This window comes from Burkholderia sp. MSMB1078WGS, from assembly GCF_001528895.1.
Classification (GTDB): Bacteria; Pseudomonadota; Gammaproteobacteria; order Burkholderiales; family Burkholderiaceae; genus Burkholderia.
Genome location: NZ_LPDI01000098.1, coordinates 158,266 through 180,513, shown reverse-complemented (window position 1 = coordinate 180,513; position 22,248 = coordinate 158,266). Strand labels below are relative to the sequence as shown.

The following is a 22,248-nucleotide window of genomic DNA, read 5'->3' as shown; positions in this document are numbered from 1 at the left end:
AAGGCGCGGCCGAGTGCGGGATTTCGCACCGGGTGCGGAGGATTAAATACGGACGACTCATCGCATGCCGACCCGGGCGGTCTCCGGCGAGGCTCGATGGCGATCGTCCCGGCGTACGATCAATTGCCCGCGCCTCGGTTATTTCTTTAATCCCGAAAATGAAAAGCGCCTCCAGTCGAGGCGCCATTCATGCTGAATATCGAAATGAATATTACTTCTACCGGAATAAACCCGAAAACCGCAGACGATTGACGTCAATAGTACTTGTCGATATCTATCGGGCAACGGAAATAAATTCCCGGTATTCCGGCTGGGTCGTGCAGGTATCGACAGCCTGCAGGCGCCACGCGCCGTCGGGGTGCTCGCCGGCGAGCACCGCGGGGCCCTGTTCGCGCTGCGTCGCATCGAACGACAGCCCCTTCAACTGGCAGACGGCATTGCCGCCGTCGGCCGCGCAGAGCGCCATCGCGCCCTCCACGTCGCGGACCTTGCCCCAGGTTGGAAGGTCGATGCCCTGGTGTGCCTCGCGCGACCACAGCCCTTCGTCGGTATCGACCCACAATACCGCGAACGAATGCCGGGTTGCCGATTCGCTGCCATTAATCCGAATGGTGAGGCGCATTGCATCGTCTCCTGAAAAAAATGACACATTCGACCGTTTGGACTTGAACAGTCTAGATAGACTGGTGTGAAACGCAAGTGATAATCCGCAATAAATCCGTATCGAGTCTATTTCGGTTTCAGATGAAACGACGTCTGACGATGCATGGTCTTCCCGATGCGCCAGCACACACGGGCGATACCGGCAACGACGATGTCCGGGCGGGCACGCGCGGTGACCCAGACATGGGATGACAGGGCCGCCGGCCGCGTCGATCGGTCGCGCACCGGCCGCCGTCGAAACCGGTGCGATCGACGCGCTGCGGAGCCGGTCGAATGCAGCCGGACCGAACCTCTCGGCGCGTCGACGCGGCGGCCGGCACGACACACTCCGACAATCGCGTACAAATCGGCACACTTTCACGAAACTTTCGGGACAGACTTGCATGCGGTCCGGCCCCACACTGGAAGCTTCCCGATCCTGTGCGACGGACGCCCGTCCGCGCCGGCTGCCGCCGCCTCGTGCCAGAGCGCGATCGACGCGATCGCTGGCCGCATGCCCGATCGGGAGCCGCCGGGGCGCGCGTCAGCCCCGGCCCGGCCAGTGAGCCGTGCGCCGCCCGCAACCGCGGGTGCCGCGCCGCCTGGCCGACTCTTCGAAGGAGACTATCGTGCTGATCTGGAAAACCGCGTTGTCGCTGAACTGGCGGACGAGCCTCGTGTCGCCGGCCAGCGCACCGGTCGCGGCGGCGAACGTCGGACGGCTGGTGCTGACCGGCGCGACCGGCTTCATCGGCAGTACCGTGCTGACGGCGCTCGTCAATGCAGGGCTGCTCGAACGCATCGTCTGCGTCGTGCGCGCGCAGGATCGCGGCCACGCGGTCGCGCGGCTGCGTGAAGCGGCGCTCCGCGCGGGGCTCGCGCCGTACTGGGCGTCGCGCCTGACCGATGCGAACGTGATCGTCGGCGCGCTCGCCGACGTCTGGCACGGCGCCGATGCGCCGCGCCTGGCCGGCGCGACACACGTGATTCACTGCGCGGGCCATGCGTCGCCGGCCGACGGCGCGCACCTGCAGGCCGACATCGCCGATGCGGTGCGCTTCGCCGAACGCTTTGCGCGCGCGCCGCGCCTGCAGCGCTTCGTCTACGTCGGCACGGCCTACGCGCATGCCGGCCGTGGCGGGATCGTCCAGGAGGAGGCGGAACGCGACGCGGGGAACGATGCCGCGCCGGGCGGCGAAGGCCTGCCGGGCGCGGTGCTCGCGGCCGGCTACCTGCACGCGAAGGCGCAGACGGAACAGCGCCTGCGTGCGCTCGGGCTGCCGCTCGTCGTCGTGCGGCCGTCGCACGTGGTCGGCCACACGGTGCTCGGTACGCGGCCCGCGCCGAATTCGTTCTGGATGTTCCGGCTCGCGCATGCGGCGCGCCGCTTCACCGCGCGGCCGATGACGCGCATCGACATCGTGTCGGTGGACGACGTCGCGCGCGCGACGATGCTGCTGGCCGTCAAGCCGACGCTCGCGCACGACGTCTATCACGTGTCGGCCGGCGACGAGGCGCCGCAGGTCGCGCAGATCGTGCGCGCGATGGACGAGGCGGCGGGGATGACCGGGGCGCCGCGCTACGCGGCATGCGCGCCGGCCGAACTGCCGCTCGTCGTGCGCGACGTGCTCGGGCGCCGCGATCCGGCACTCGAGCGCGTGATCGGCCGGGCGTTGCAGCGCTGCGGGGAATTCGCGACAGTCGATCGCGTGTTCGACAATCGCCGCGTGCGCGACGAAATCGATTTCGAGCCGTTGCCGTTCATCGATTACGTCGAAGAGTGCATGCGCACGTCGCGCGGCGTGGCCGTGACCGAGCTGATGCGCGGCGCGATCCACTGACCGCCCGCGTCGTACCGGCGCCCGTTCCCGCACGTGGCGGGCGCGGGCGCCGCCTTTACGCGTGGCTGCCGAGCTCGATGAGCCGGTCGAGCGCGCGGTAGATGTCCTCGAGGCCGTCCTGGCCGAATCGCGATTCGAGCTGACGATATTGCTCGTCGATGCGCGGACCGATTTCCGTCACCAGTTTCCTGCTTTGCGGCGTCAGGCTGACCAGCAGCCGGCGCTGATCCTCCTGCGCGCGCATGCGCGTAATCAGGCCGTCGCGCTCCATCCGTTCCAGCACGCCGGTCAGGCTCGGGCTCAGGATGCAGCAGCGTTTCGCGATCTGCCCGGCTTCGAGCGCCTGCGCCGGTTCGCCGTCGAGCACGCGGATGATCCGCCATTGCTGTTCGGTCAGCGAGAATTCCTTGAGAATGGGGCGAAACAGGCCCATCAGCGTTTCGCGGGCCTCGAGCAGCAGCATGGCCAGGTTGCGATGGTCGAGCGTACGGTTCATCAGGGTGAGCAGAGGACGGGGACGCATCAATCTTAACAGCCGAAGCTGATGAATTTCGTGTATCAGGGTAATCGAGGTTGCCAGCGCCCAATTGTTTACTTAAGATATTAACTATTGACGATGCGCCGCGACGCGCGGCAGGGGAATGACGCATGGAGCTGTCTTGCACGACCGCCGCGGCGCCGCCGTTGCCGGTCGCCATCGGTACCGTCTACGGCGCGCTGCTCAACGAGCGCGCGGCGCTCGCCGCGCTCGGCGATGCGGTGAACGCACCGCCTTACGGCCGCCCGCCGCAGGCGCCGATCCTGTACATCAAATCCGCCAACACGCATGTGGCCGACGGTGCTGCCGTCGTCGTGCCGGCCGGCGTCGACGCGCTCGAGATCGGTGCGTCGGTGGCCGTCGTGTTCGCCCGGCGCGCGACGCGCGTGGCGGCCGCGCAGGCGCTCGACTACGTGCACGGCTTCACGCTCGCGAGCGACGTGTCGGTGCCGCATCCCGACTACTACCGTCCGGCCGTGCGTTTCAAGTGCCGTGACGGCTTTTGCCCGCTCGGCCCGGCGATCGTGCCGGCTGCCGCGCTCGCCGACGTCGACGCGATCGGCCTGACGGTGCGGATCGATGGCGAGGTGGCCGCGTCCGCATCGACCGCGACGCTGATTCGCCCGGTGCGCGAGCTGATCGCCGACGTGACGGCCTTCATGTCGTTCGACGCGGGCGACGTGCTGCTGCTCGGCGTCGCGGGCGGCGCACCGCGCGCCCGCGCGGGCAGCACGATCGAGATCGCCGCGGCCGGTATCGGCGCGTTGCGGCATACGTTGATTGCGGAGGAAGCACGATGAAGACGGCGCGCGTGATCTACAACGGCGCACTGCATGCAGCCGAACCGGCCGGCGACGGCGCGATCCGCCTCGATACGGGGCGCGTGCTGGCGGAGGATGCGGTGGCATGGCTGCCGCCCGTCGCGCCGCGTACGACGTTCGCGCTCGGCCTGAACTACGCCGACCATGCGAAGGAACTCGCCTTCAATGCGCCGAGCGAACCGCTGATCTTCCTGAAGGGGCCGAACACGTTCGTCGGCCACCGGTCGCGCACGGTGCGCCCGGCGGACGCCACGCACATGCACTACGAGTGCGAGCTGGCCGTCGTGATCGGCCGGCCAGCGCGCCGCGTGAGCCGCGCGCAGGCCATCGACTACGTGGCCGGCTATACGGTCGCGAACGACTACGCGATCCGCGACTATCTCGAGAACTACTACCGTCCGAACCTGCGCGTGAAGAACCGCGACACCTGCACGCCGCTCGGGCCGTGGTTCGTCAGCCGCGACGAGATCGGCGACGCGGGCGACCTGACGCTGCGCACGACGGTGAACGGCCGGCAGACGCAGCGCGGCAGCACGCGCGACATGGTCTTCGACGTGCCGGCGCTGATCGAGCACATCAGCAGCTTCATGACGCTCGCGCCGGGCGACCTGATCCTGACCGGCACGCCCGAGGGGCTGGCGGACACGCAGCCGGGCGACGAGGTCGTGACCGAAATCGAAGGGATCGGCCGGCTCGTGAACACGATCGTCGGCGAAGCAGACTACTATCGCGCCGGCTGAGCCCGTCGCCCAAGGAGAGCACATGACCATCAAGCACTGGATCGACGGCCGCGAAGTGGAGAGCCGCGAAACCTTCACGACGCTGAACCCGGCGACGGGCGACGTCATCACCGACGTCGCGTCGGGCGGCGAGGCAGAGGTCGACGCGGCCGTGCGCGCGGCGAAGGAAGCGTTCCCGAAATGGGCGAACACGCCGGCAAAGGAGCGCGCGAAGCTGATGCGCAAGCTCGGCGAGCTGATCGAACGGAACGTGCCGATGCTCGCGGCGCTGGAGACGCAGGACACCGGCCTGCCGATCGCGCAGACGAGCAGGCAGTTGATTCCGCGCGCGTCCGAGAACTTCAACTTCTTCGCGGAAGTGTGCGTGCAGATGAACGGCCGGACCTATCCGGTCGACGATCAGATGCTGAACTACACGCTGTACCAGCCGGTCGGCGTGTGTGCACTGGTGTCGCCGTGGAACGTGCCGTTCATGACGGCCACGTGGAAGACGGCGCCGTGTCTCGCGCTCGGCAACACGGCCGTGCTGAAGATGTCGGAGCTGTCGCCGCTCACGGCCGATCAGCTCGGCCGGCTCGCGCTCGAAGCCGGCATCCCGCCCGGCGTGCTGAACGTCGTGCAGGGTTACGGCGCGACGGCCGGCGATGCGCTCGTGCGGCATCCGGACGTGCGCGCGGTGTCGTTCACGGGCGGCACGGTCACGGGCAAGCGGATCATGGAGCGCGCGGGCCTGAAGAAGTATTCGATGGAACTCGGCGGCAAGTCGCCGGTGCTGATTTTCGACGACGCCGATTTCGACCGCGCGCTCGACGCGTCGCTGTTCACGATCTTCTCGATCAACGGCGAACGCTGTACCGCGGGCTCGCGGATCTTCGTGCAGCGCACGATCTACGACCGCTTCGTGCAGGAATTCGCGCGCCGCGCGAACAACCTGGTGGTCGGCGATCCGTCCGATCCGGGCACGAATCTCGGCGCGATGATCACGCGCCAGCACTGGGAGAAGGTGACGGGCTACATCCGCATCGGCGAGCAGGAAGGCGCGCGCGTGGTCGCGGGCGGCGCGGACAAGCCGGCCGGGTTGCCCGACCATCTGCGCAACGGCAACTTCGTGCGGCCGACCGTATTCGCCGACGTCGACAACCGGATGCGCATCGCGCAGGAAGAGATCTTCGGGCCGGTCGCGTGCATCATCCCGTTCGACGACGAGGAAGATGGGCTGCGGCTCGCGAACGACACGACGTACGGCCTCGCGTCGTACATCTGGACGCAGGACGTCGGCAAGGTACATCGGCTCGCCCGGGGCATCGAGGCCGGGATGGTGTTCGTGAACAGCCAGAACGTGCGCGACCTGCGCCAGCCGTTCGGCGGCGTGAAGGAGTCGGGCACCGGGCGCGAGGGCGGCGAGTACAGCTTCGAGGTGTTCGCGGAGATCAAGAACGTGTGCATCTCGATGGGTTCGCATCACATTCCTCGCTGGGGCGTGTAACGGGAGCGGGTCGTGTCGCCGCAAGAACGAACGATTCCTTGGCCGGCACGCCGGCCAAGCATGGGGCCAGCGTAAGCGCTAAAGCGCTGACTCTGGCCGACCGCGAAGCATGGGACCGGAGTAACCGCTAAAGCGCTAACTCCGGTCGACAGGGAGACTTGAACGATGGGCAAATTGTCCCTCGCTGCGAAGATCACGCACGTGCCGTCGATGTACCTGTCGGAACTGCCCGGCCGGCATCACGGCTGCCGTGAGGCGGCTATCCGCGGCCATCAACTGATCGGCGAGCGCTGCCGCGCGCTCGGCGTCGACACGATCGTCGTGTCGGACGTGCACTGGCTCGTCAACGCGGGCTATCACGTGAACTGCAATGCGCGGTTCGCCGGCACCTATACGAGCAACGAGCTGCCGCACTTCATCCGCGACATGCAGTACGCGTATCCGGGCAACCCGGCGCTCGGCCGGCTGATCGCGGAAACGGCCACCGCGCGCGGCGTCGCGACCCGTGCGCACGAGATCGACAGCCTCGAGCTCGAATACGGCACGCTCGTGCCGATGCGCTACATGAACGGCGACCAGCACTTCAAGGTCGTGTCGATTGCCGGGTGGTGCATGTGGCACACGCTCGACGAAAGCCGGCGCTTCGGCGAGGCGCTGCTCGAAGCGATCGAGAAGAGCGATTCGAACGTCGCGTTCCTCGCGAGCGGCTCGCTGTCTCACCGCTTCAACGACAACGGCAGCCCCGAGGAATCGATCCACGAGATCAGCCGCGAATTCTTCAGGCAGGTCGACCTGCGCGTGGTCGAGTTGTGGAAACAGGGCGATTTCAAGACCTTCTGCGCGATGCTGCCGGAGTACAACGTGCATTGCCACGGCGAAGGCGGCATGCACGACACGGCGATGCTGCTCGGGCTGCTCGGCTGGGATCGTTACGATCGGCCCGTCGAGATCGTCACCGACTATTTCGCGAGCTCGGGCACCGGGCAGATCAACGCGATCTTCCCGCTGCCCTGAGCGTTACCGCCCGCCACGCATTCGAATCCGACCGGAGACCTGCCATGCCACACATCGTCGTCGAATACACCGCGAACATCCGCGACGACGCACGCATTCCCGTGCTGCTGCGCACGATCAACGCGACGCTGATCGCACAGGGCGGCGTGTTCCCGACCGGCGGCATCCGTTCGCGCGCGATCGAGCTGCGCGACTACTGCGTCGCCGACGGCACGGAGGACGACGCGTTCGTCCACGTGACGCTGAAGATCGGCGCGGGCCGCACCGACGCGCAGAAAAAGGCCGCGTGCGACGCGCTGTTCGACGCGATCAAGGTGCATTTCGCCGAGTTGTACGCGACACGCTACCTTGCGCTGTCGATGGAACTGACCGAGTTCAGCGAAAGCGGCTCGTACAAGCACAACAACATTCACGCCCGCTACAAGCGGGCCGGCTGAACTCCATTCCCGATCCGACCATGCTCGAACCCGCCATCATCGACCAGCTCGCGCACCGTCTGCACGACGCCGAACGCGCGCGCACGCAGATCCGCCAGATCTCGCTCGACCATCCCGACATCACGATCGACGACGCGTATGCGATCCAGCGCGCGTGGGTGGCCCTCAAGCTCGCGGAAGGCCGCACGCTGAAGGGGCACAAGATCGGCCTCACGTCGAAGGCGATGCAGAACACGTCGCAGATCGACGAACCCGACTACGGCGCGCTGCTCGACGACATGTTTTTCGAAGACGGCGGCACGATTCCGACTAGCCGCTTCATCGTGCCGCGCGTCGAGGTCGAGCTCGCATTCGTGCTCGGCAAGCGGCTCACCGGCCCGAACTGCACGATCTTCGACGTGTACGACGCGGTCGATTACGTCGTGCCGGCGCTCGAGATCATCGACGCGCGCAGCCAGTCGATCGACCCCGATACGAAGCGGCCGCGCAAGGTATTCGACACGATCGCCGACAACGCGGCGAACGCGGGCGTCGTGATCGGCGGCCGGCCGGTGCGCCCGCAGGACGTCGATTTGCGCTGGGTGGCGGCGATCATGTCGCGCAACGGCGTGGTCGAGGAAACCGGTGTCGCGGCCGGCGTGCTGAACCATCCGGCGAACGGCGTCGCGTGGCTCGCGAACCGGCTGTCGCGCTTCGACGTCGCGCTGGAGCCGGGGCAGATCGTGCTGGGCGGGTCGTTCACGCGGCCGTGCGCGGCGCGTTCGGGCGATACGTTCAGCGTCGATTACGGCCCGCTCGGGACGATCCAGTGCTACTTCGAATGAGTTGAGCGAACGATGCAGATTTCGTCGAATGTCTTCAAGGCCGCGCTCGCGCGCGGCGATGCGCAGATCGGGTTGTGGCTCGGCCTCGCGAATCCATACAGCGCCGAAGTGGTCGCGGGCGCCGGTTTCGACTGGCTGCTGATCGACGGCGAGCATGCGCCGAACACGGTGCCGACGATCCTCGCGCAACTGCAGGCGATCGCGCCGTATCCGTCGCATCCGGTCGTGCGCGTGCCGTGGAACGATTCGGTGATCGTCAAGCAGGTACTCGATCTCGGCGCGCAGACGCTGCTCGTGCCGATGGTGCAGAGTGCGGACGAAGCGCGTGCGGCGGTGGCCGGGACGCGTTACCCGCCGCACGGCATGCGCGGCGTCGGCAGCGCGCTGGCGCGCGCATCGCGGTGGAATCGCGTCGGCGAGTATCTGCATCGCGCGAACGACGAGATGGCTGTGCTCGTGCAGGTCGAGACGCGCGCGGGGCTCGATGCAATCGATGCGATCGCGCGGGTCGACGGCGTGGACGGCGTATTCATCGGGCCGGCCGATCTGGCGGCCGATCTCGGTCATCTCGGCCATCCCGGGCACCCGGACGTGCAGGCCGCGATCGACGGTGCGATCCGCGCGATCAAGGCGGCCGGCAAGGCGCCGGGGATCCTGAGCGCGGATGAGGCGGCCGCGCGGCGCTATCTGGACGCGGGGGCGCTGTTCGTCGCGGTCGGCGTCGATACGACGCTGCTGGCGCGGAGCGCGGAACGGCTCGCCGCGCAGTTCAAAAGGAGCAGCGACGCCGCCGCGAAGCAGGGCGACGGCACGTATTGACGCGGCAGCAGGCGGTGGTCGTGTGCCGCCCGCGGCGTTTCGCCACGCGGCTTCGTGCCCGCGCGTGGCCGCGCCTATCCGTTCGCGCTTCGTCCCGCCTCCATATACCGTCCTGGTGTCGTTCCCAGCGCGCGTCGGAACATGTCGATGAACGCGCTCACGTTGTCGTACCCGAGATCGAGCGCGATCGTCGTCACCGGCGCACCGTCGGCAATGCGCTCCAGCGCCCGCAGCAGTCGCGCCTGCTGACGCCACTGCGCGAACGTCAACCCCGTCTCGGCGACGAAGCGGCGGCTCATCGTCCGTGCGCCGATGCCGGCCCATTCGGCCCATTCCTCCAGCCGCCGGTCGTTCGCGAGATCCGCGGCCAGCGCATCGGTGATCTTCACGAGGCGCGGATCCCGCGGCCGGACCAGGCCCAGCGCCTCGGCTTCCGATGCCGCGATTTCATCGAGGATCACGTCGGCGATCCGGGCCTGTGCGGCATCCAGCTCGCCATCGCCCCAGCTTGCCGCGCGCTGCACGGCTTCGCGCAGCAGCGGCGTCGTGCGGATCGCGCGCGGCGTCGCCGGCAACGCCGCGCAGCGGGCTTCGGCGACGAACGCCGACCAGCCGGAAATGGGCCCGAACGAGCGCAACGAATGCCGGCAATGCGGCGGGATCCAGATCGCATGGATCGCCGGCACGACCCACTCCTGGTCGTCGAGGCCGATCGTTACCAGGCCGCTCAGCGCGCCGACGAGCTGGCCGCGCGCATGCGAATGCGGCGCGGTGATGCGCGGGTCGCGTTGCGACAGGACGGCGGCGACCACGAACGGGCCGTCGTCGGACGTGACGAAGCGGGCGGGCAGGAGCGGATCGGACATGGCCGGATATCGGTATCGAATGGCCGTTATACCGGAGATTGGACGGATTCGCACGCCTACACTGCGTCCATCGATGACAACCGGAGCAAGACGCGATGCGAGCCGAACAGATGCTTCCCGACCATGCCGACCGGGTCGATGCCGGCGGAACGACGATTCGCAAGGGGACCGTTGGTGCGTTTCTGGTCAACGCACGGGTGTTGACCGATCCGAATGCCGCGCCGGCGGAGCGGGCGCGTGCGGAGGCCGATGCGATCGACGCGTTGCCTGCGCTGCGTGCGCTCGGCCTGTTCGACGTGCTGGAAGTACGCGATCCCGCGCTGCGCGCATGGCTCGATGCCCGGTAAAGACCCATCTTCCAGAATTGAAGGAACCACCATGAAAGCAGCAGTCGTGACGGGTGCCGGCGAGCGTCCCGTTCATACGGAATTCGACGCTCCCGGCGCGATGCCGGGCCACCGTCTGATCGACGTGACGGCGTCGGCGTTGAGCCGGCTCGCGCAGGGGCGCGCGGCCGGCACGCATTACTCGTCGGACCGCCGCTATCCGTTCGTCGTCGGTGTCGACGGCGTCGGGCGTCTCGACGACGGTCGGCGCGTCTACTTCTTCGGTGCCCCGGCGCCGTTCGGCGCGATGGCTGAACGCACGATCGTGCCCGATACTCAGTGCGTGCCGCTGCCGGACGCGCTCGACGACGTCACGGCCGCGGCGATCGCGATTCCGGGGATGTCGTCGTGGGCGGCGCTGACCGAACGCGCGCGGCTCGTCGCGGGCGAGACGGTGCTCGTCAATGGCGCGACGGGCACGTCGGGGCGGCTCGCGGTGCGGATCGCGAAGCATCTCGGCGCGGCGAAGGTCGTCGCGACCGGCCGCAACGCGGCCGCGTTGCAGGCGTTGCTGAATGCCGGCGCGGACGCCGTGGTGTCGCTGCAGCAGGACGACGCGCATCTGGCGCGAGCGCTCGAGCCGCATTTCCGCGCGGGCGTGGATGTCGTGCTCGATTATCTGTGGGGGGCCAGCGCGCAGACCCTGCTGGTTGCCGGCGCGAAGGCGACGCCCGATGGCCGCCGGCTGCGTTTCGTGCAGATCGGCTCGATCGGCGGCGCGGACGTGCTGCTGCCGGGCGCCGTGCTGCGGGCGACCGCGATCGAACTGATGGGTAGCGGGATCGGCAGCGTGTCGCTGTCGCGCTTGCTGGCGTCGGTGCGCGGCGTATTCGAAGCGGCCGGGCCGGCGGGCCTCGCGATCGACACGCGCACGGTGCCGCTGTCGGACGTCGGCGAACATTGGGGCGATACGAGCAGCCTCGTGCGTCCGGTGTTCACGATGCGGGGCGAGTAAGCGGCGCATCGTCACGCGGCGGGCCGGCGTGGGCGTCGGGTTGCGCGGCAGCATCGGGCCGTTCGCCGTTGTGCCGCCGCGCATGGTGTGAACGCCGGCGGGCGGTTGCTGCCCGCCGGCGCCTGCAGAGTCAGACTCAGAACCGCTGCTGAATCCCCGCCGTGACCCCGACCTGCGTGGTTCCATACCCCGCGAAATCGCGCGACACGCCGACCTTCTGGTCGTGTTTCGCGATCGCGAACGCGCCGGCCGCGTACAGCACCGTCCGCTTCGAGAGCGCGTAGTTCGCGCGCATCGACACCAGCGTCGGATCGGCGTCGCTGCCGCCCTTGATGTTCTGGTGATAAACGGCTGCGATCAGCGAGAACGTCGGCGTGAACTGGTACGACCCACCGAGCCAATACATGTCGCTCAACTGGTTTGCGGCCGTCGTGTGATACGTGCGCCGATAATTTCGATAGCCGGCCATCGTTTTCAGGTTGCCGAAGTCGTAGCTCAGGCCCGCATGGATGCCCTGAACGTAGTTGACGGTATCGACCGGCGTGACGCTGTCGGCCGCGCCGTTCTGCCGGTCGAACGTGACGACCGCCGCGAACGGGCCGGTCTCGTAACCGACCGCGAAATCGTATTTCGAGCTGGTTTTCATGCTGCCCGGCACGTTGCCGAAGCCGTACAGCGCGCCGAACTTGAAGCCGCTGAATTCGCCGTCGTAGCGCACCGCGTTCGACGAGCGCGTGAACATGCCGTCCTTGCGGCCGCCCGTCGCCATCGACGACGAGGCCCACGAGTAGTTCTGCGCGTAGCCCATCGGGTCGAACGGCAGCATGTAGTCGTAGGTGACGGTGTAGTTGCGGCCGAGCGTCAGTTCGCCCCATTTGCTCTTCAGGCCGACCGTCGCGCGGCGCGCGAAGATCGAGTCCGGGCCGTCGTCGAACGCGCCGTTCGCGAGATCGATCCCGCTTTCGAGGCGGAACACGGCCTTCAGCCCGCCGCCGAGATCCTCGACGCCGCGCAAGCCCCAGCGCGATGTGTTCTTGTTGCCCGACTTGAGCTTGACCGAATTGCCGCCTTCCGGCGCCGCGTGGTTGGTGAATTCGATGCCGGCGTCCATGATCCCGTATATCGTGACCGACGACTGCGCGTGCACGGCCGGCGCGGCGATACAGGCCGCCGCGGCCGAACCGGTGAGGACTACTGTTCGAATCGAACGTTCTGCGCGTGACTTCATTTTGACGGTGTCTCCTTGGTTTGTTCTGGGTGGGGTGAAACGGAAAACCGGTATTCGGCGCGCCATCGGCGAACGCCATGACGGGTTCGCCGATGCGAGGCCGCAACGGATGCGTGCCTGACTGCATGCGCGGCGGCACGCGGGCCGCCGCGATCGGGTCAGCCCGCTTTCGCGAACGCCCAGCAGTCGTTGGTCGGGAATTCGATCCAGTGCTTGCCGGCCGCGCGCGGCACATGGCCGAACGCACGCAGGCGCATCTCGCCGCAATGGAACAGGTATTCCCAGCGGTCGCCGAGATACATCGACGTGACGAGGTCGGCCTGCAGGCGGTTCGCGCCCGGGCCGTCGGCGACCTGCACGCGTTCGAGGCGGATCACGGCCTGAGCGTCCTGACCCGGCGCGAGCGTGTCGCGGGCGACGGCGCGCAGCTCCCAGCCGTCGCCCGCGAGCGTCACGCATTCGCCGTCGATCGCGGCGACGCGCGCATCGATGCGGTTGTTGCTGCCCATGAATTCGGCGGTGTACAGCGAGCGCGGCGCGCCGTACAGCTCGGCCGGCGTGCCTTCCTGCTCGATGCGGCCGTTGCGCAGCAGCAGGATGCGGTCGGACATCGCCATTGCTTCGGTCTGGTCGTGCGTCACGCACAGGGCCGACAGCCCGAGCGACACGATCAGCTCGCGCAGCCACGCACGCGCTTCCTCGCGCAGCTTCGCGTCGAGGTTCGACAGCGGCTCGTCGAGCAGGATCACCGGCGGGTTGTAGACGAGCGCGCGGGCGATCGCGACGCGCTGCTGCTGGCCGCCCGACAGTTGATGCGGAAAGCGTTCCGCGAGATGACCGAGGCCGAGCTGGTCGAGTGCGGTCTGCACGCGGCGCTTCTGTTCGGCCGGCGCCACACGCCGCAGCTTGAGGCCGTACCCGACGTTGTCGGCGACGGTGCGGTGCGGCCACAGCGCGTAGGACTGGAATACGAGGCCGAGCGAGCGTTGTTCGACCGGCAGGTCGACGCGTTGCGCGCCGTCGAAGAACACGCGATCGTCGAGCTGGATGCGGCCGTCGGACGGCTGTTCGAGCCCGGCCACCGCGCGCAGCAGCGTGGTCTTGCCGCTGCCCGACGCGCCGAGCAGGCACACGACTTCGCCGGCCTTCAGTTCGAACGACACGCCCTTGAGGATCGGGTTGGCGCCGTAGCTGAGGTGCAGATCGTCGACGATGAGCTTATCCATGAAGTTTCACTCCGAAGCGCAGGGCCACGCCGAGACCGGCGCCGACCATCGCGATGTTGATGACAGAGAGCGCGGCGACCTGGTCGACGGCGCCGGTCGCCCACAGCGACACGAGCAGCGCGCCGATCACTTCGGTGCCGGGCGACAGCAGGTAGACGGCGGTCGAGTATTCGCGCTCGAAGATCATGAAGATCAGCAGCCAGGCGGCGAGCAGGCCGAAGCGCACGAGCGGCAGCGTCACGTCGAGCGACACGCGGCTGCGCGTCGCGCCGACGCTGCGGCCGGCTTCCTCGAGCTCGGGGCCAACCTGCAGCAGCGCGCTCTGGATGAGCCGCATCCCGTACGCGAGCCACACGACCGTGTACGCGATCCAGATGCTCCACATCGAGTTCTTCAGCTCGCGCAGGCCGGGCACGAACAGGAAGATCCACAGGAACGCGAGGCCGGCGAGCAGGCCCGGCACCGCGCGCGGCAGCAGCACGAGATAGTCGAGCAGCCTGGTCGCCCAGTCGGGGCGGCGGTGGCCGGCGAACGCGACGAGCGAGTAGAAGCCGATCGCGAGCGCGCCGCCGATCACGCCGATGCCGAGCGTGTTGACGATGGCGCGCACCAGATTGTCCTGCTCGAACAGCTCGATGAAATTCGACAGCGTCAGCACCTCGGCGAGCGCGACGCCTTCGCCCCAGTTGGTCACGAACGCACGCAGCACGATGCCCGAGATCGGCACGATCACGGTCAGCAACAGCCACAGCGCGACGATCGCGAGCGCGACCCAGCGCCATACGCCGAGCGGCAGCACCGTCGCGCGTCCGGCCTTGCCCTTCACGGTGACGAAGCGGTTCGCGGTCTTCAGCAGGCGGCGCTGCAGCAGCACGAGCGGGAACGTGATCGCGACGATGCACACGGCGACCGCGGCCATCAGGTGATACGACGGCACGCCGAGCTTGTTGGTCAGCTTGTACAGGTAAGTCGCGAGCACGAGGTGGCCTTCCGGGTCGCCGAGCACGAGCGGCAGCCCGAACACCTCGAAGCCGAGGAAGAACACCAGCACGCCGGCGAACAGCAGCGCGGGCATCGTCATCGGCAGGCTCACGTCGAGCGCGACGCGGAACGGGCGGGCGCCCGTCACGCGCGCGGCTTCCTCGACGTCCGAGCCGAGGTTGCGCAGCGCGGCCGACGAATACAGGTACACGTGGGGCACGTGCGTGAGGCCGACGATCACCGTGATCGCGAAGATCGAATAGACGTTCCAGGGCACGTTCTGCACCCCGAACAACTCCTTGAACCACACCGAGTAGAAGCCGACCGGGCCGGCCGCGACCACGTAGCCGAACGCGAGCACCATCGGCGACACGAACACCGGCGTGAGCAGCAGCGGTTCGAGCCAGCGGCGGCCGGGCAGGTCGGTGCGCACCATCAGGAACGCGAGGATGCCGCCGAGCGGGATCGAGATGAACAGCATCCCGCCGGCGATGACGAACGAGTTCTTCACGGCCGACCAGAAGTCGGGATCGCTGAAGATGAAACGGAAGCCTTCGACGCCGAGCGTTTTGTTCGCGTCGAAGAACGGCGCGGACAGCAGGCTCTGGAACAGGATGAAGCCGAGCGGCAGCGCGACCGCGACGGTCAGTACCGCGACGACGATCCAGCGCAGCATGCCGGCGAGCGGCTGCAGGCTGCTGACCGGCAGCGCGGGAATCGCGTCGCGCGGGCCGGTGGCGGGCGGAACGGCCGGTGCCGTGCCGCGTGTGCTGGTTGAAAGCATGAGTTCGCCCCTGCGGCCATCCGGATGGCCGCCTCAAGGAAGTCGGTAAGGGGAAGGAGGCGCCCGCGCGACGTGCGGCGGGCGGCCCGAGGTCAGCGGCTCAGCGCTTGATCGCCTGCTGCCATTGCTTCAGGAACGCGAGGCGCTTCGACTGATCGAGATAGACGAGCAGGCCGGTGCCGATCTGGATCGGCTTCAGCGAATCGCCGAGTTCCTTCATGAGGCTCGCGGCCGACGTTTCGCCGGTCACGTCCGCGCGGATCGCGTACAGGTTCGCCTGGTTCGCGATCAGCGTCTGGCCGCGCTTCGACAGCAGGTAGTCGACCCACAGCTTCGCGGCGTTCGGGTTCTTCGCCTTCTTCGATACGGTGGCGAGGCGGCTCACGACCTGCGTGTAGTCCTTCGGAAACACGTAGCCGATCGACTTGTCCTTCTTCGCCTTGGCATACGCATACGAACCGATGATGTTGTAGCCGATCAGGTTCTCGCCCGACGAGATGCGCTCCATCATCGCGCCCGTGCTCGACTGCAGCTTCGGGCCGGTCGCACCGATCGCCTTCACGAGTTCCCACGTGACCTTCTCGTTAACGTGGGCGTCCTGCGTCAGGTAGTTGAAGCCGACGCCCGATTTCTCGATGTCGTAGGTCGTGACCTTGCCCTTGAACTTGTCCGCTTGCGTGGTGAGGAGCTTGATCAGGTCGGCGCGCGTCGTCGGTACTTCGTTCTCGGGAATCAGGCGCTTGTTGTAGACGATCGCGAGCGGCTCGAACGTCGTGCCGTACGCCTGCTTCTGGTACTGCGCCCATTGCGGCACGTTCGGGCTTTCCGGCGAATCGTAGGACGCCATCAGGCCGTCGTTGACGAGCTTGACCTGCAGGTCCATCGCCGAGCTCCACAGCACGTCGGCGCTCGTGCTGCTCGCCGCGTTCTCGCTGATGTAGCGGTTGTACAGCTCGGTGCTGTTCATGTCGTTGTACTCGACCTTCACGCCGTACAGGCTTTCGAAGTCCTTGATCAGCGGACGCACGAGGCCCGTGTCGGTCGTCGAGTAGACGATCAGCTTGCCTTCCTTCTTCGCGGCGTCGATCACGCCCTGGTAGTTCCCCGGGTAGCCGGCCGGAACCTGCGCGACGGCGCTGCCGGCGGCAGTGCCCAGAACGACCGCCAGCGCGGCGGCGAGGTGCTTCGGTGCAAACGGCATGTCTTCCTCCAGTTACGCTTATGTGTTGTTCGAGTGCAGCGGATGGTAATTGCGCGGCACTTTCAGCCCGCTTTCATTTCCGTTCACAATCGCGCCGTTCATGTCATGGATTTCCCGAGGTCGAAGCGGCCGCCGCCGCGGGTTTGCGGCGCGCGGCAACGCTTGAAAGGGAGAGGCGTGCGGGCTACGCGGGCGTGGCCAGCAGTTGTCCGAGGAGGCGGCCGCCATGCCGCGCGTGCGCGGCCGTCAGCGCGGCATATCCGACGACGACGCCCGCTTCGCACCGGGCGCTTCGACAGAAGCCGCGGATCGGCTGCAACGCGACACCGGCCGCGCGGGCTTGCGCGACACAGGCTGCTTCGTCCATGCCAGGCGGCAGCCACAGCACGAAATGAAAGCCGGCGTGCTCGCCGGACACCGTGTACCGGCCGCCGGCATGCTTCGCCAACTGGTCGAGCACGATGTCGCGCCGCTGGCGGTACGCGTGGCGGGCGGCGCGCAGGTGCTTCGCGAAATCGCCGTGGCCGATGAAACGGGCCAGCGCGAGTTGCGGCGCCGCGCCGACCGAGCGGGCGGTCGCATGCCACACGGCGGACAGCGCCGGCCGCAGTTCCGCCGGCACGACCATGAAGCCGATGCGCAACCCGGAGAACAGCGTCTTGTTGAACGACCCGCAGTAGATCACGCGATCGCACGCGTCGAGCGCTTTCAGCGCAGGGAGCGGGGCGGTCTGGTAGCTGAATTCTCCGTCGTAGTCGTCCTCGATGACCCACGCGCGGTTGCGCTGCGCCCAGTCGAGCAGTTCGAGCCGGCGCGATACCGACATCGTGACGCCGAGCGGCGCCTGATGGGCCGGTGTCACGTACGCGGCGCGCGCATCGGGATAGCGATCCAGCGATGCGGTGTCGATGCCTTCCCGATCGACCGGCACGTCGATCACGGTCGCGCCCGCGATCGTGAAGATCTGCCACGCCGACGCATAGCCGGGATCTTCCATCAGCACCGTCGTGCCGGGCGCGAGCAGCGTGCGTGCGACGAGGTCGATCGAATGGCGGATGCCGGTCGTGATGACGATGTCGCCGGCCTCGCACGGGATGCCGCGGTATTCCCGCAGGTACGCGGCGATTTCGATGCGCAGGCTTTCGACGCCCTGTGCCGGCGTCGCGCCGAGATCGTCCGCGGTCGCGGCAAGCAGGCTGGCGCCGAGCGCCTTCTTCCAGTGCTGCATCGGCAGCAGGCCGGGGTCGGCGAGCCGCGCGACGAACGGGACACCGGGACGCACGCCCTGCTCGGGCTCGGGCTCGGCCGCGGCGGCCGGCATGGCGAGCGGGACCGCACGCGGACCGCCGTCGCCCGATTGCGCGGCCGCGCGCAGATAGCTGTCCGGCACGACCGCGCACACGCGCGTTCCGGATCCCCGCGTGCGGGCGATGTAGCCCTCGGCGCACAGGATGTCGTACGCCGCTTCGACGGTGCCGCGCGCGACATCCCAGCGCGCGGCCAGCGTCCGGCTCGATGGCAGCGGGCCGTCGCCGGGCAGCAGGCGCTTCAGGATTGCGTCGCGAATCGTGTCGGCGATGCATGCCTGCTTCGACTGCGGGCTGCCGCCCAACAGCCCGGTCGGGCGTGGCAGATCCAGCGGAATCGCGGCTTTGCCTCGCGGCATAGTGGTCCAGTCGATGGTCGATTTAATGGTCCTTCAGCTTATATCACTTTCGCCTTAGATTGCTGTCGACCCACCCATCCGACCGAAACGGACTTACCGCATGAAGACGCGTTCATTACCCCGATGGGGCTGGCTGTTCCTGTTGATGCTCGTCGTGTGTCTGCCGCGCGTCACGATCGATGCGTACCTGCCGTCGCTGCCCGCGATGGCGGACGCGCTGCACGGCACCGATGCGCAGTTGCAGCTCACGCTGACTCTCTACATGGCCGGATATGCGTTGTCGATGCTGGTGTCGGGGCCGCTGTCCGACCGCTATGGCCGCCGCCCGGTGCTGCTCGGCGGCCTGTGCGTGTACGTCGTCGCGAGCGTCGCCTGCGCAGGGGCGACCAGCATCTCGACGCTGATCGTCGCGCGCGTGTTCCAGGCGCTGGGCGGCTGCAGCGGCACCGTGATTGGCCGCGTGATCGTGCGCGAGCGCTTTCCGGCCGCGACGCAGGCCACGATGCTCGGCCATCTTTCGGCCGGCATGGCGCTGTCGCCGGTGGTCGCGCCGCTGGCCGGCAGCGCGATCGCCGAGTGGCTCGGCTGGCGCGGCGTGTTCGGCTGGCTGGCGGCGGCCGGGCTGATCGCGACCGCGATGGTGCTGCGCTATCTGCCCGAGACCCGCGAGCGCGCTGCGCGGCCGCCAGCCGGCGCCGGACTGCTGCGGACCTATGCCGGCCTGCTGCGCGAGCGGCGGTTCCTGCGCTATTCGCTCGCCATCGGCTTTGCTTACTGCACGTACTATCCGTTCATCGCGGAATCGTCGACGCTGTTCCAGCGGCAAATCGGCGTGTCCGGGCCGGTCTATGCGGCGATCTTCGGCGTGACCGTGCTCGGCTACCTGATCGGATCGAGTGCGTTCGCGCGGGCCGGCGCGCGCCGGACAGCGGATTCGGTCGTCGCGGCGGCGGCGGCCGTCAATCTGGCCGGCGCGGCCGGGCTGTGGATCGGCGGCGCGATTGCCCCGGCTTCGGTGACGGCCCTCGTCGCGCCGATGTTCGTCGTGATGATCGCGGTCGGGATCGCGATTCCGGCCTGCCAGTTCGCGGTGATGCAGCCGTACACGAAGATCGCCGGCACGGCGTCGGGGCTGTTCTTCTTTATCCAGATGGCGATCACCGCCGCGTGCGGCGGCGTGCTGGCGTGGCTGTCGGACGGCACCGCGCATCCGATGATCGTCGTCACGGGCGGCGCGAGCGTCGCGTTCGTCGCGGTGGTGGCCGGTTTGCGCGAGCGCGGCGCGACTGGCGATGCGCGCATCGCGGCGCGCAACCGGCCCGCCGCCGAGCGCTGATCGCGGAACGGGGCCGCCGGCACCGCAGGCGGCGGGTTCGCGGCATCGCGCAACCCGTGTTTGCGCGAGGCGTGGAGACGGAAAGGATCATGTAATGTAGCGGGCTGTCGCTGACCTTACCGGAATCCCCATGCGTGTGCTGCTCGTCGAAGACAACCCGAACCTGGCCCAGTCGCTGAACGACGCGCTGAGCGCCGCGCGCTTCGCGGTCGATCACATGGCCGACGGCGAGGCGGCGGACCACGTACTGCGCACGCAGGATTACGCGCTGGTGATCCTCGATCTCGGCCTGCCGAAGCTCGACGGGCTGGAGGTGCTGCGGCGGCTGCGTGCGCGCCGCAACCCGGTGCCGGTGCTGATCCTCACCGCGCACGGCTCGGTCGAGGATCGCGTGAAGGGGCTCGATCTCGGCGCCGACGACTATCTCGCGAAGCCGTTCGAGCTGACCGAACTGGAAGCGCGCGCTCGCGCGCTGATCCGGCGCAGCCTCGGCCACGAGCATTCGCGCGTCGAATGCGGGCCGCTTTCGTACGACAGTATCGACCGCGGCTTTCATCTCGCGGGCGAGCCGCTGTCGCTCACGCCGCGCGAGCGCTCGGTGCTCGAGGTGCTGATCCTGCGCAACGGCCGCGCGATCAACAAGGACACGCTGTCGGAGAAGATCTTCGGGCTCGACGAATCGGTCAACGCGGACGCGATCGAGATCTACGTGTACCGGCTGAGGAAAAAGCTGGAGAACAGCGGCGTGGCGATCGTCACGCTGCGCGGGCTCGGCTATCTGCTCGAAGCGAAGGCGCAGAGGACCGAATGAACTGCGCGCCTGCTCGCGTGTTTCGCATGGGACGGAGGTACGCGCTGAAGCGCGACTCCGGATCGACGGTTTTGCATGGGACCGGAGTAAGCGCCAGAGGCGCCAACTCCGCATCGACAGCCTTGCGCTCGGCGATGCGCCGCGAATGCGCCGCCACGCCGCTCGGAGCGGCCCGGCGGGAGGTACGATGACCCGCCCGAACCTGCGCGCGCAGGTCGCGCTGTGGCTGCTGCTGCCGCTGCTCGGCCTGCTCGCGCTCGACTCGTGGCTCACGTACCAGCGCGCGATGAGCGCCGCGCACGTCGCGTTCGACCGGACGCTGTCGTCGTCGCTGAAGTCGATCCGCGAAGGCGTGCGGCTCAACGACGGCGAGATCGAGGTCGACCTGCCGTATCTCGCGCTCGAGATGCTCGAATCGAGCGACGGCGGCAAGATCTACTACCTGATCCGCGAGGGCGACGGCCGCACGGTCACCGGCTATCCGGACCTGCCGCTGCCGCAGGGGCGCGATGCGGGCGACGGCGCGCCGTTCGTCACGCGCTACTACGACGTCGTGTATCGCGGCGAACAGTTGCGGATGGCCGCGCTGCGCATCCCGGTGCACGACGTGCCGACCGCGCAGTCGCGCATCGTGTGGGTGATGGTTGGCGAGACGATCGAGGCGCGTCAGGCGCTCGCGCGCGAGATCCTGATCGGGTCGCTGCTGCAGGAAGGGCTGCTCGTCGTGCTGGCGCTCGGGATCGTGTGGCTCGGCGTCGGGCGCGGGCTGCGGCCGCTGAACCGGCTGTCGGCCACGGTTGCCGCGCGCAGCGAGGACGACACGACGCCGCTCGACACGGGCGCGATGCCGAGCGAACTCGCGCCGCTCGTCGATTCGATCAACCAGTACATCGGCCGCACGCAGCGGATGCAGGTGGCGCGGCGCCGCTTCTTCGCCGATGCGGCCCATCAACTGAAGACGCCGCTCGCGGCCGTGCAGGCGGGCGTCGAGCTTGCGTTGCGGCCCGACGAACAGCCGCGCGCGAACGTGCACCTGCGTCGCGCGAACGGCGCGGTGCGGCAGGCCGCGAAGATCGTCCAGCAATTGCTGTCGCTGTCGCGGCTCGATTCGGACAGCGGTCATGCGGTCGCGCACAAGCCGGTCCCGCTGCACCGGCTCGCACGCAGCGTGACGCTCGACTGGTCGCCCGTCGCACGCGCGCGCGACATCGATCTCGGCTTCGAGCACGAGGCCGATGTCGACGTGAACGGGCAGGCCGACCTGCTCGGCGAGATGATCGGCAACCTGATCGACAACGCGATCCGCTATGCGGGCGACCATGCGGTGATCACGGTGCGCGTCTCGCGCGACGGGGGCGACGCGCGGCTCGACGTGATCGACAACGGGCCGGGTATTCCGGCCGACGAGCGCGACGCGGTGTTCGAGCGCTTCCATCGCGGCAGCAAGACGCAGACGGTCGAAGGGACGGGGCTCGGGCTGTCGATCGTGCGGGAAATCGCGCGCGTGCATCAGGGCAGCGTGACGCTCGCCGATGCGGGCGGCGGCGGGCTCGTCGTGACGATCCGGCTGCCGGCGGCGACGAGCGATGCGATGCCGCGCGCGGCGTGACGGCGCGCGACGATACGGCACGCGCAGGGAACGGGCC

At 68.2% G+C, this 22,248-nt stretch carries 22 protein-coding genes; 14 read left to right on the top strand and 8 right to left on the bottom strand.

Translation table 11 applies throughout. The features are described from left to right. Positions 1-274 precede the first annotated feature (274 nt). Entirely contained in the window at positions 275-622 is a 348-nt protein-coding gene (locus WT24_RS25220) for a DUF3564 family protein (protein ID WP_059500676.1), read from the bottom strand. A 649-nt stretch (positions 623-1,271) separates the two neighbouring features. On the opposite strand from WT24_RS25220, the gene WT24_RS25215 reads away from it, so the two are divergent. Next, entirely contained in the window at positions 1,272-2,483 is a 1,212-nt protein-coding gene (locus tag WT24_RS25215) for an SDR family oxidoreductase (protein WP_059500675.1), read from the top strand. Between the two features lie 55 nt (positions 2,484-2,538). Here WT24_RS25215 and hpaR read toward each other — a convergent pair whose 3' ends face one another. Next, positions 2,539-2,979, bottom strand: a complete 441-nt coding sequence (hpaR, locus tag WT24_RS25210) for a homoprotocatechuate degradation operon regulator HpaR (protein WP_027782888.1) — start codon at positions 2,977-2,979, stop codon at positions 2,539-2,541. A 152-nt stretch (positions 2,980-3,131) separates the two neighbouring features. Between hpaR and WT24_RS25205 the strand changes: the two genes are divergently transcribed. From WT24_RS25205 to hpaI, 7 genes are all read left to right on the top strand, one after another. Next, positions 3,132-3,821 (top strand): fumarylacetoacetate hydrolase family protein, encoded by a 690-nt coding sequence (locus WT24_RS25205; protein WP_059500674.1) that lies wholly within the window; start codon positions 3,132-3,134, stop codon positions 3,819-3,821. Beyond that, positions 3,818-4,582, top strand: coding sequence for a fumarylacetoacetate hydrolase family protein (locus WT24_RS25200; RefSeq protein ID WP_059500673.1), 765 nt, complete (start codon positions 3,818-3,820; stop codon positions 4,580-4,582). Before WT24_RS25205 ends, WT24_RS25200 begins: the two co-directional genes overlap by 4 nt. Before the next feature lie 22 nt (positions 4,583-4,604). Continuing rightward, the gene (hpaE, locus tag WT24_RS25195; RefSeq protein WP_060036182.1) at positions 4,605-6,068 is read left to right on the top strand and encodes a 5-carboxymethyl-2-hydroxymuconate semialdehyde dehydrogenase; all 1,464 of its coding nucleotides are present in this window, start codon (positions 4,605-4,607) and stop codon (positions 6,066-6,068) included. A 165-nt stretch (positions 6,069-6,233) separates the two neighbouring features. Then, entirely contained in the window at positions 6,234-7,082 is an 849-nt protein-coding gene (hpaD, locus tag WT24_RS25190) for a 3,4-dihydroxyphenylacetate 2,3-dioxygenase (RefSeq protein WP_059500671.1), read from the top strand. 44 nt (positions 7,083-7,126) lie between these two features. Continuing rightward, a complete protein-coding gene (locus WT24_RS25185; protein WP_059500670.1) occupies positions 7,127-7,519 on the top strand; it encodes a 5-carboxymethyl-2-hydroxymuconate Delta-isomerase in 393 nt (130 codons plus the stop codon). A 20-nt stretch (positions 7,520-7,539) separates the two neighbouring features. Continuing rightward, positions 7,540-8,343, top strand: a complete 804-nt coding sequence (hpaH, locus tag WT24_RS25180; protein WP_059500669.1) for a 2-oxo-hept-4-ene-1,7-dioate hydratase — start codon at positions 7,540-7,542, stop codon at positions 8,341-8,343. Positions 8,344-8,355: 12 nt separating this feature from the next. Beyond that, positions 8,356-9,162: a 4-hydroxy-2-oxoheptanedioate aldolase gene (gene hpaI / locus WT24_RS25175; RefSeq protein WP_060036181.1), complete on the top strand. Its 807-nt coding sequence runs from the start codon at positions 8,356-8,358 to the stop codon at positions 9,160-9,162. A gap of 74 nt (positions 9,163-9,236) precedes the next feature. Here the strand turns inward: hpaI and WT24_RS25170 are convergent, their stop codons facing one another. Further along, a complete protein-coding gene (locus WT24_RS25170; protein ID WP_059789410.1) occupies positions 9,237-10,028 on the bottom strand; it encodes a helix-turn-helix domain-containing protein in 792 nt (263 codons plus the stop codon). A gap of 95 nt (positions 10,029-10,123) precedes the next feature. Here WT24_RS25170 and WT24_RS25165 point away from each other — a divergent pair, with 95 nt between their 5' ends. Continuing rightward, positions 10,124-10,375, top strand: a complete 252-nt coding sequence (locus WT24_RS25165) for a hypothetical protein (RefSeq protein ID WP_034204951.1) — start codon at positions 10,124-10,126, stop codon at positions 10,373-10,375. A gap of 31 nt (positions 10,376-10,406) precedes the next feature. Then, positions 10,407-11,369 carry a zinc-binding alcohol dehydrogenase family protein gene (locus WT24_RS25160; protein WP_060036180.1) on the top strand — a complete coding sequence of 321 codons (963 nt, stop codon included), beginning with the start codon at positions 10,407-10,409 and terminating at the stop codon, positions 11,367-11,369. A 136-nt stretch (positions 11,370-11,505) separates the two neighbouring features. On the opposite strand, the gene WT24_RS25155 is transcribed toward WT24_RS25160, so the two are convergent. After that, positions 11,506-12,597 (bottom strand): porin, encoded by a 1,092-nt coding sequence (locus WT24_RS25155; protein WP_059505056.1) that lies wholly within the window; start codon positions 12,595-12,597, stop codon positions 11,506-11,508. Here WT24_RS25155 and WT24_RS34995 point away from each other — a divergent pair. Beyond that, entirely contained in the window at positions 12,479-12,718 is a 240-nt protein-coding gene (locus WT24_RS34995; protein WP_179949390.1) for a hypothetical protein, read from the top strand. The genes WT24_RS25155 and WT24_RS34995 overlap by 119 nt on opposite strands. Positions 12,719-12,755: 37 nt before the next feature. On the opposite strand, the gene WT24_RS25150 is transcribed toward WT24_RS34995, so the two are convergent. From WT24_RS25150 to WT24_RS25135, 4 genes are all read right to left on the bottom strand, one after another. Further along, complete coding sequence (locus tag WT24_RS25150; protein ID WP_059505058.1) at positions 12,756-13,823, bottom strand: ABC transporter ATP-binding protein; 1,068 nt, start codon at positions 13,821-13,823, stop codon at positions 12,756-12,758. Continuing rightward, positions 13,816-15,588: an iron ABC transporter permease gene (locus tag WT24_RS25145; RefSeq protein WP_059789412.1), complete on the bottom strand. Its 1,773-nt coding sequence runs from the start codon at positions 15,586-15,588 to the stop codon at positions 13,816-13,818. The genes WT24_RS25150 and WT24_RS25145 overlap by 8 nt, the downstream gene beginning before the upstream one ends. Positions 15,589-15,688: 100 nt before the next feature. Beyond that, positions 15,689-16,789 carry an ABC transporter substrate-binding protein gene (locus tag WT24_RS25140; RefSeq protein ID WP_060036179.1) on the bottom strand — a complete coding sequence of 367 codons (1,101 nt, stop codon included), beginning with the start codon at positions 16,787-16,789 and terminating at the stop codon, positions 15,689-15,691. A 184-nt stretch (positions 16,790-16,973) separates the two neighbouring features. Continuing rightward, complete coding sequence (locus WT24_RS25135) at positions 16,974-18,455, bottom strand: PLP-dependent aminotransferase family protein (RefSeq protein WP_060036178.1); 1,482 nt, start codon at positions 18,453-18,455, stop codon at positions 16,974-16,976. A 100-nt stretch (positions 18,456-18,555) separates the two neighbouring features. On the opposite strand from WT24_RS25135, the gene WT24_RS25130 reads away from it, so the two are divergent. The 3 genes from WT24_RS25130 to WT24_RS25120 all read left to right on the top strand — a co-directional run bounded on the left by WT24_RS25130 (position 18,556) and on the right by WT24_RS25120 (position 22,211). Beyond that, positions 18,556-19,791, top strand: coding sequence for a multidrug effflux MFS transporter (locus WT24_RS25130; protein WP_060036177.1), 1,236 nt, complete (start codon positions 18,556-18,558; stop codon positions 19,789-19,791). 130 nt (positions 19,792-19,921) lie between these two features. Continuing rightward, positions 19,922-20,602, top strand: a complete 681-nt coding sequence (locus WT24_RS25125) for a response regulator (RefSeq protein ID WP_059505068.1) — start codon at positions 19,922-19,924, stop codon at positions 20,600-20,602. Positions 20,603-20,789: 187 nt separating this feature from the next. Further along, entirely contained in the window at positions 20,790-22,211 is a 1,422-nt protein-coding gene (locus tag WT24_RS25120; RefSeq protein ID WP_059505479.1) for a sensor histidine kinase, read from the top strand. The last annotated feature ends 37 nt before the right edge of the window (positions 22,212-22,248 follow it).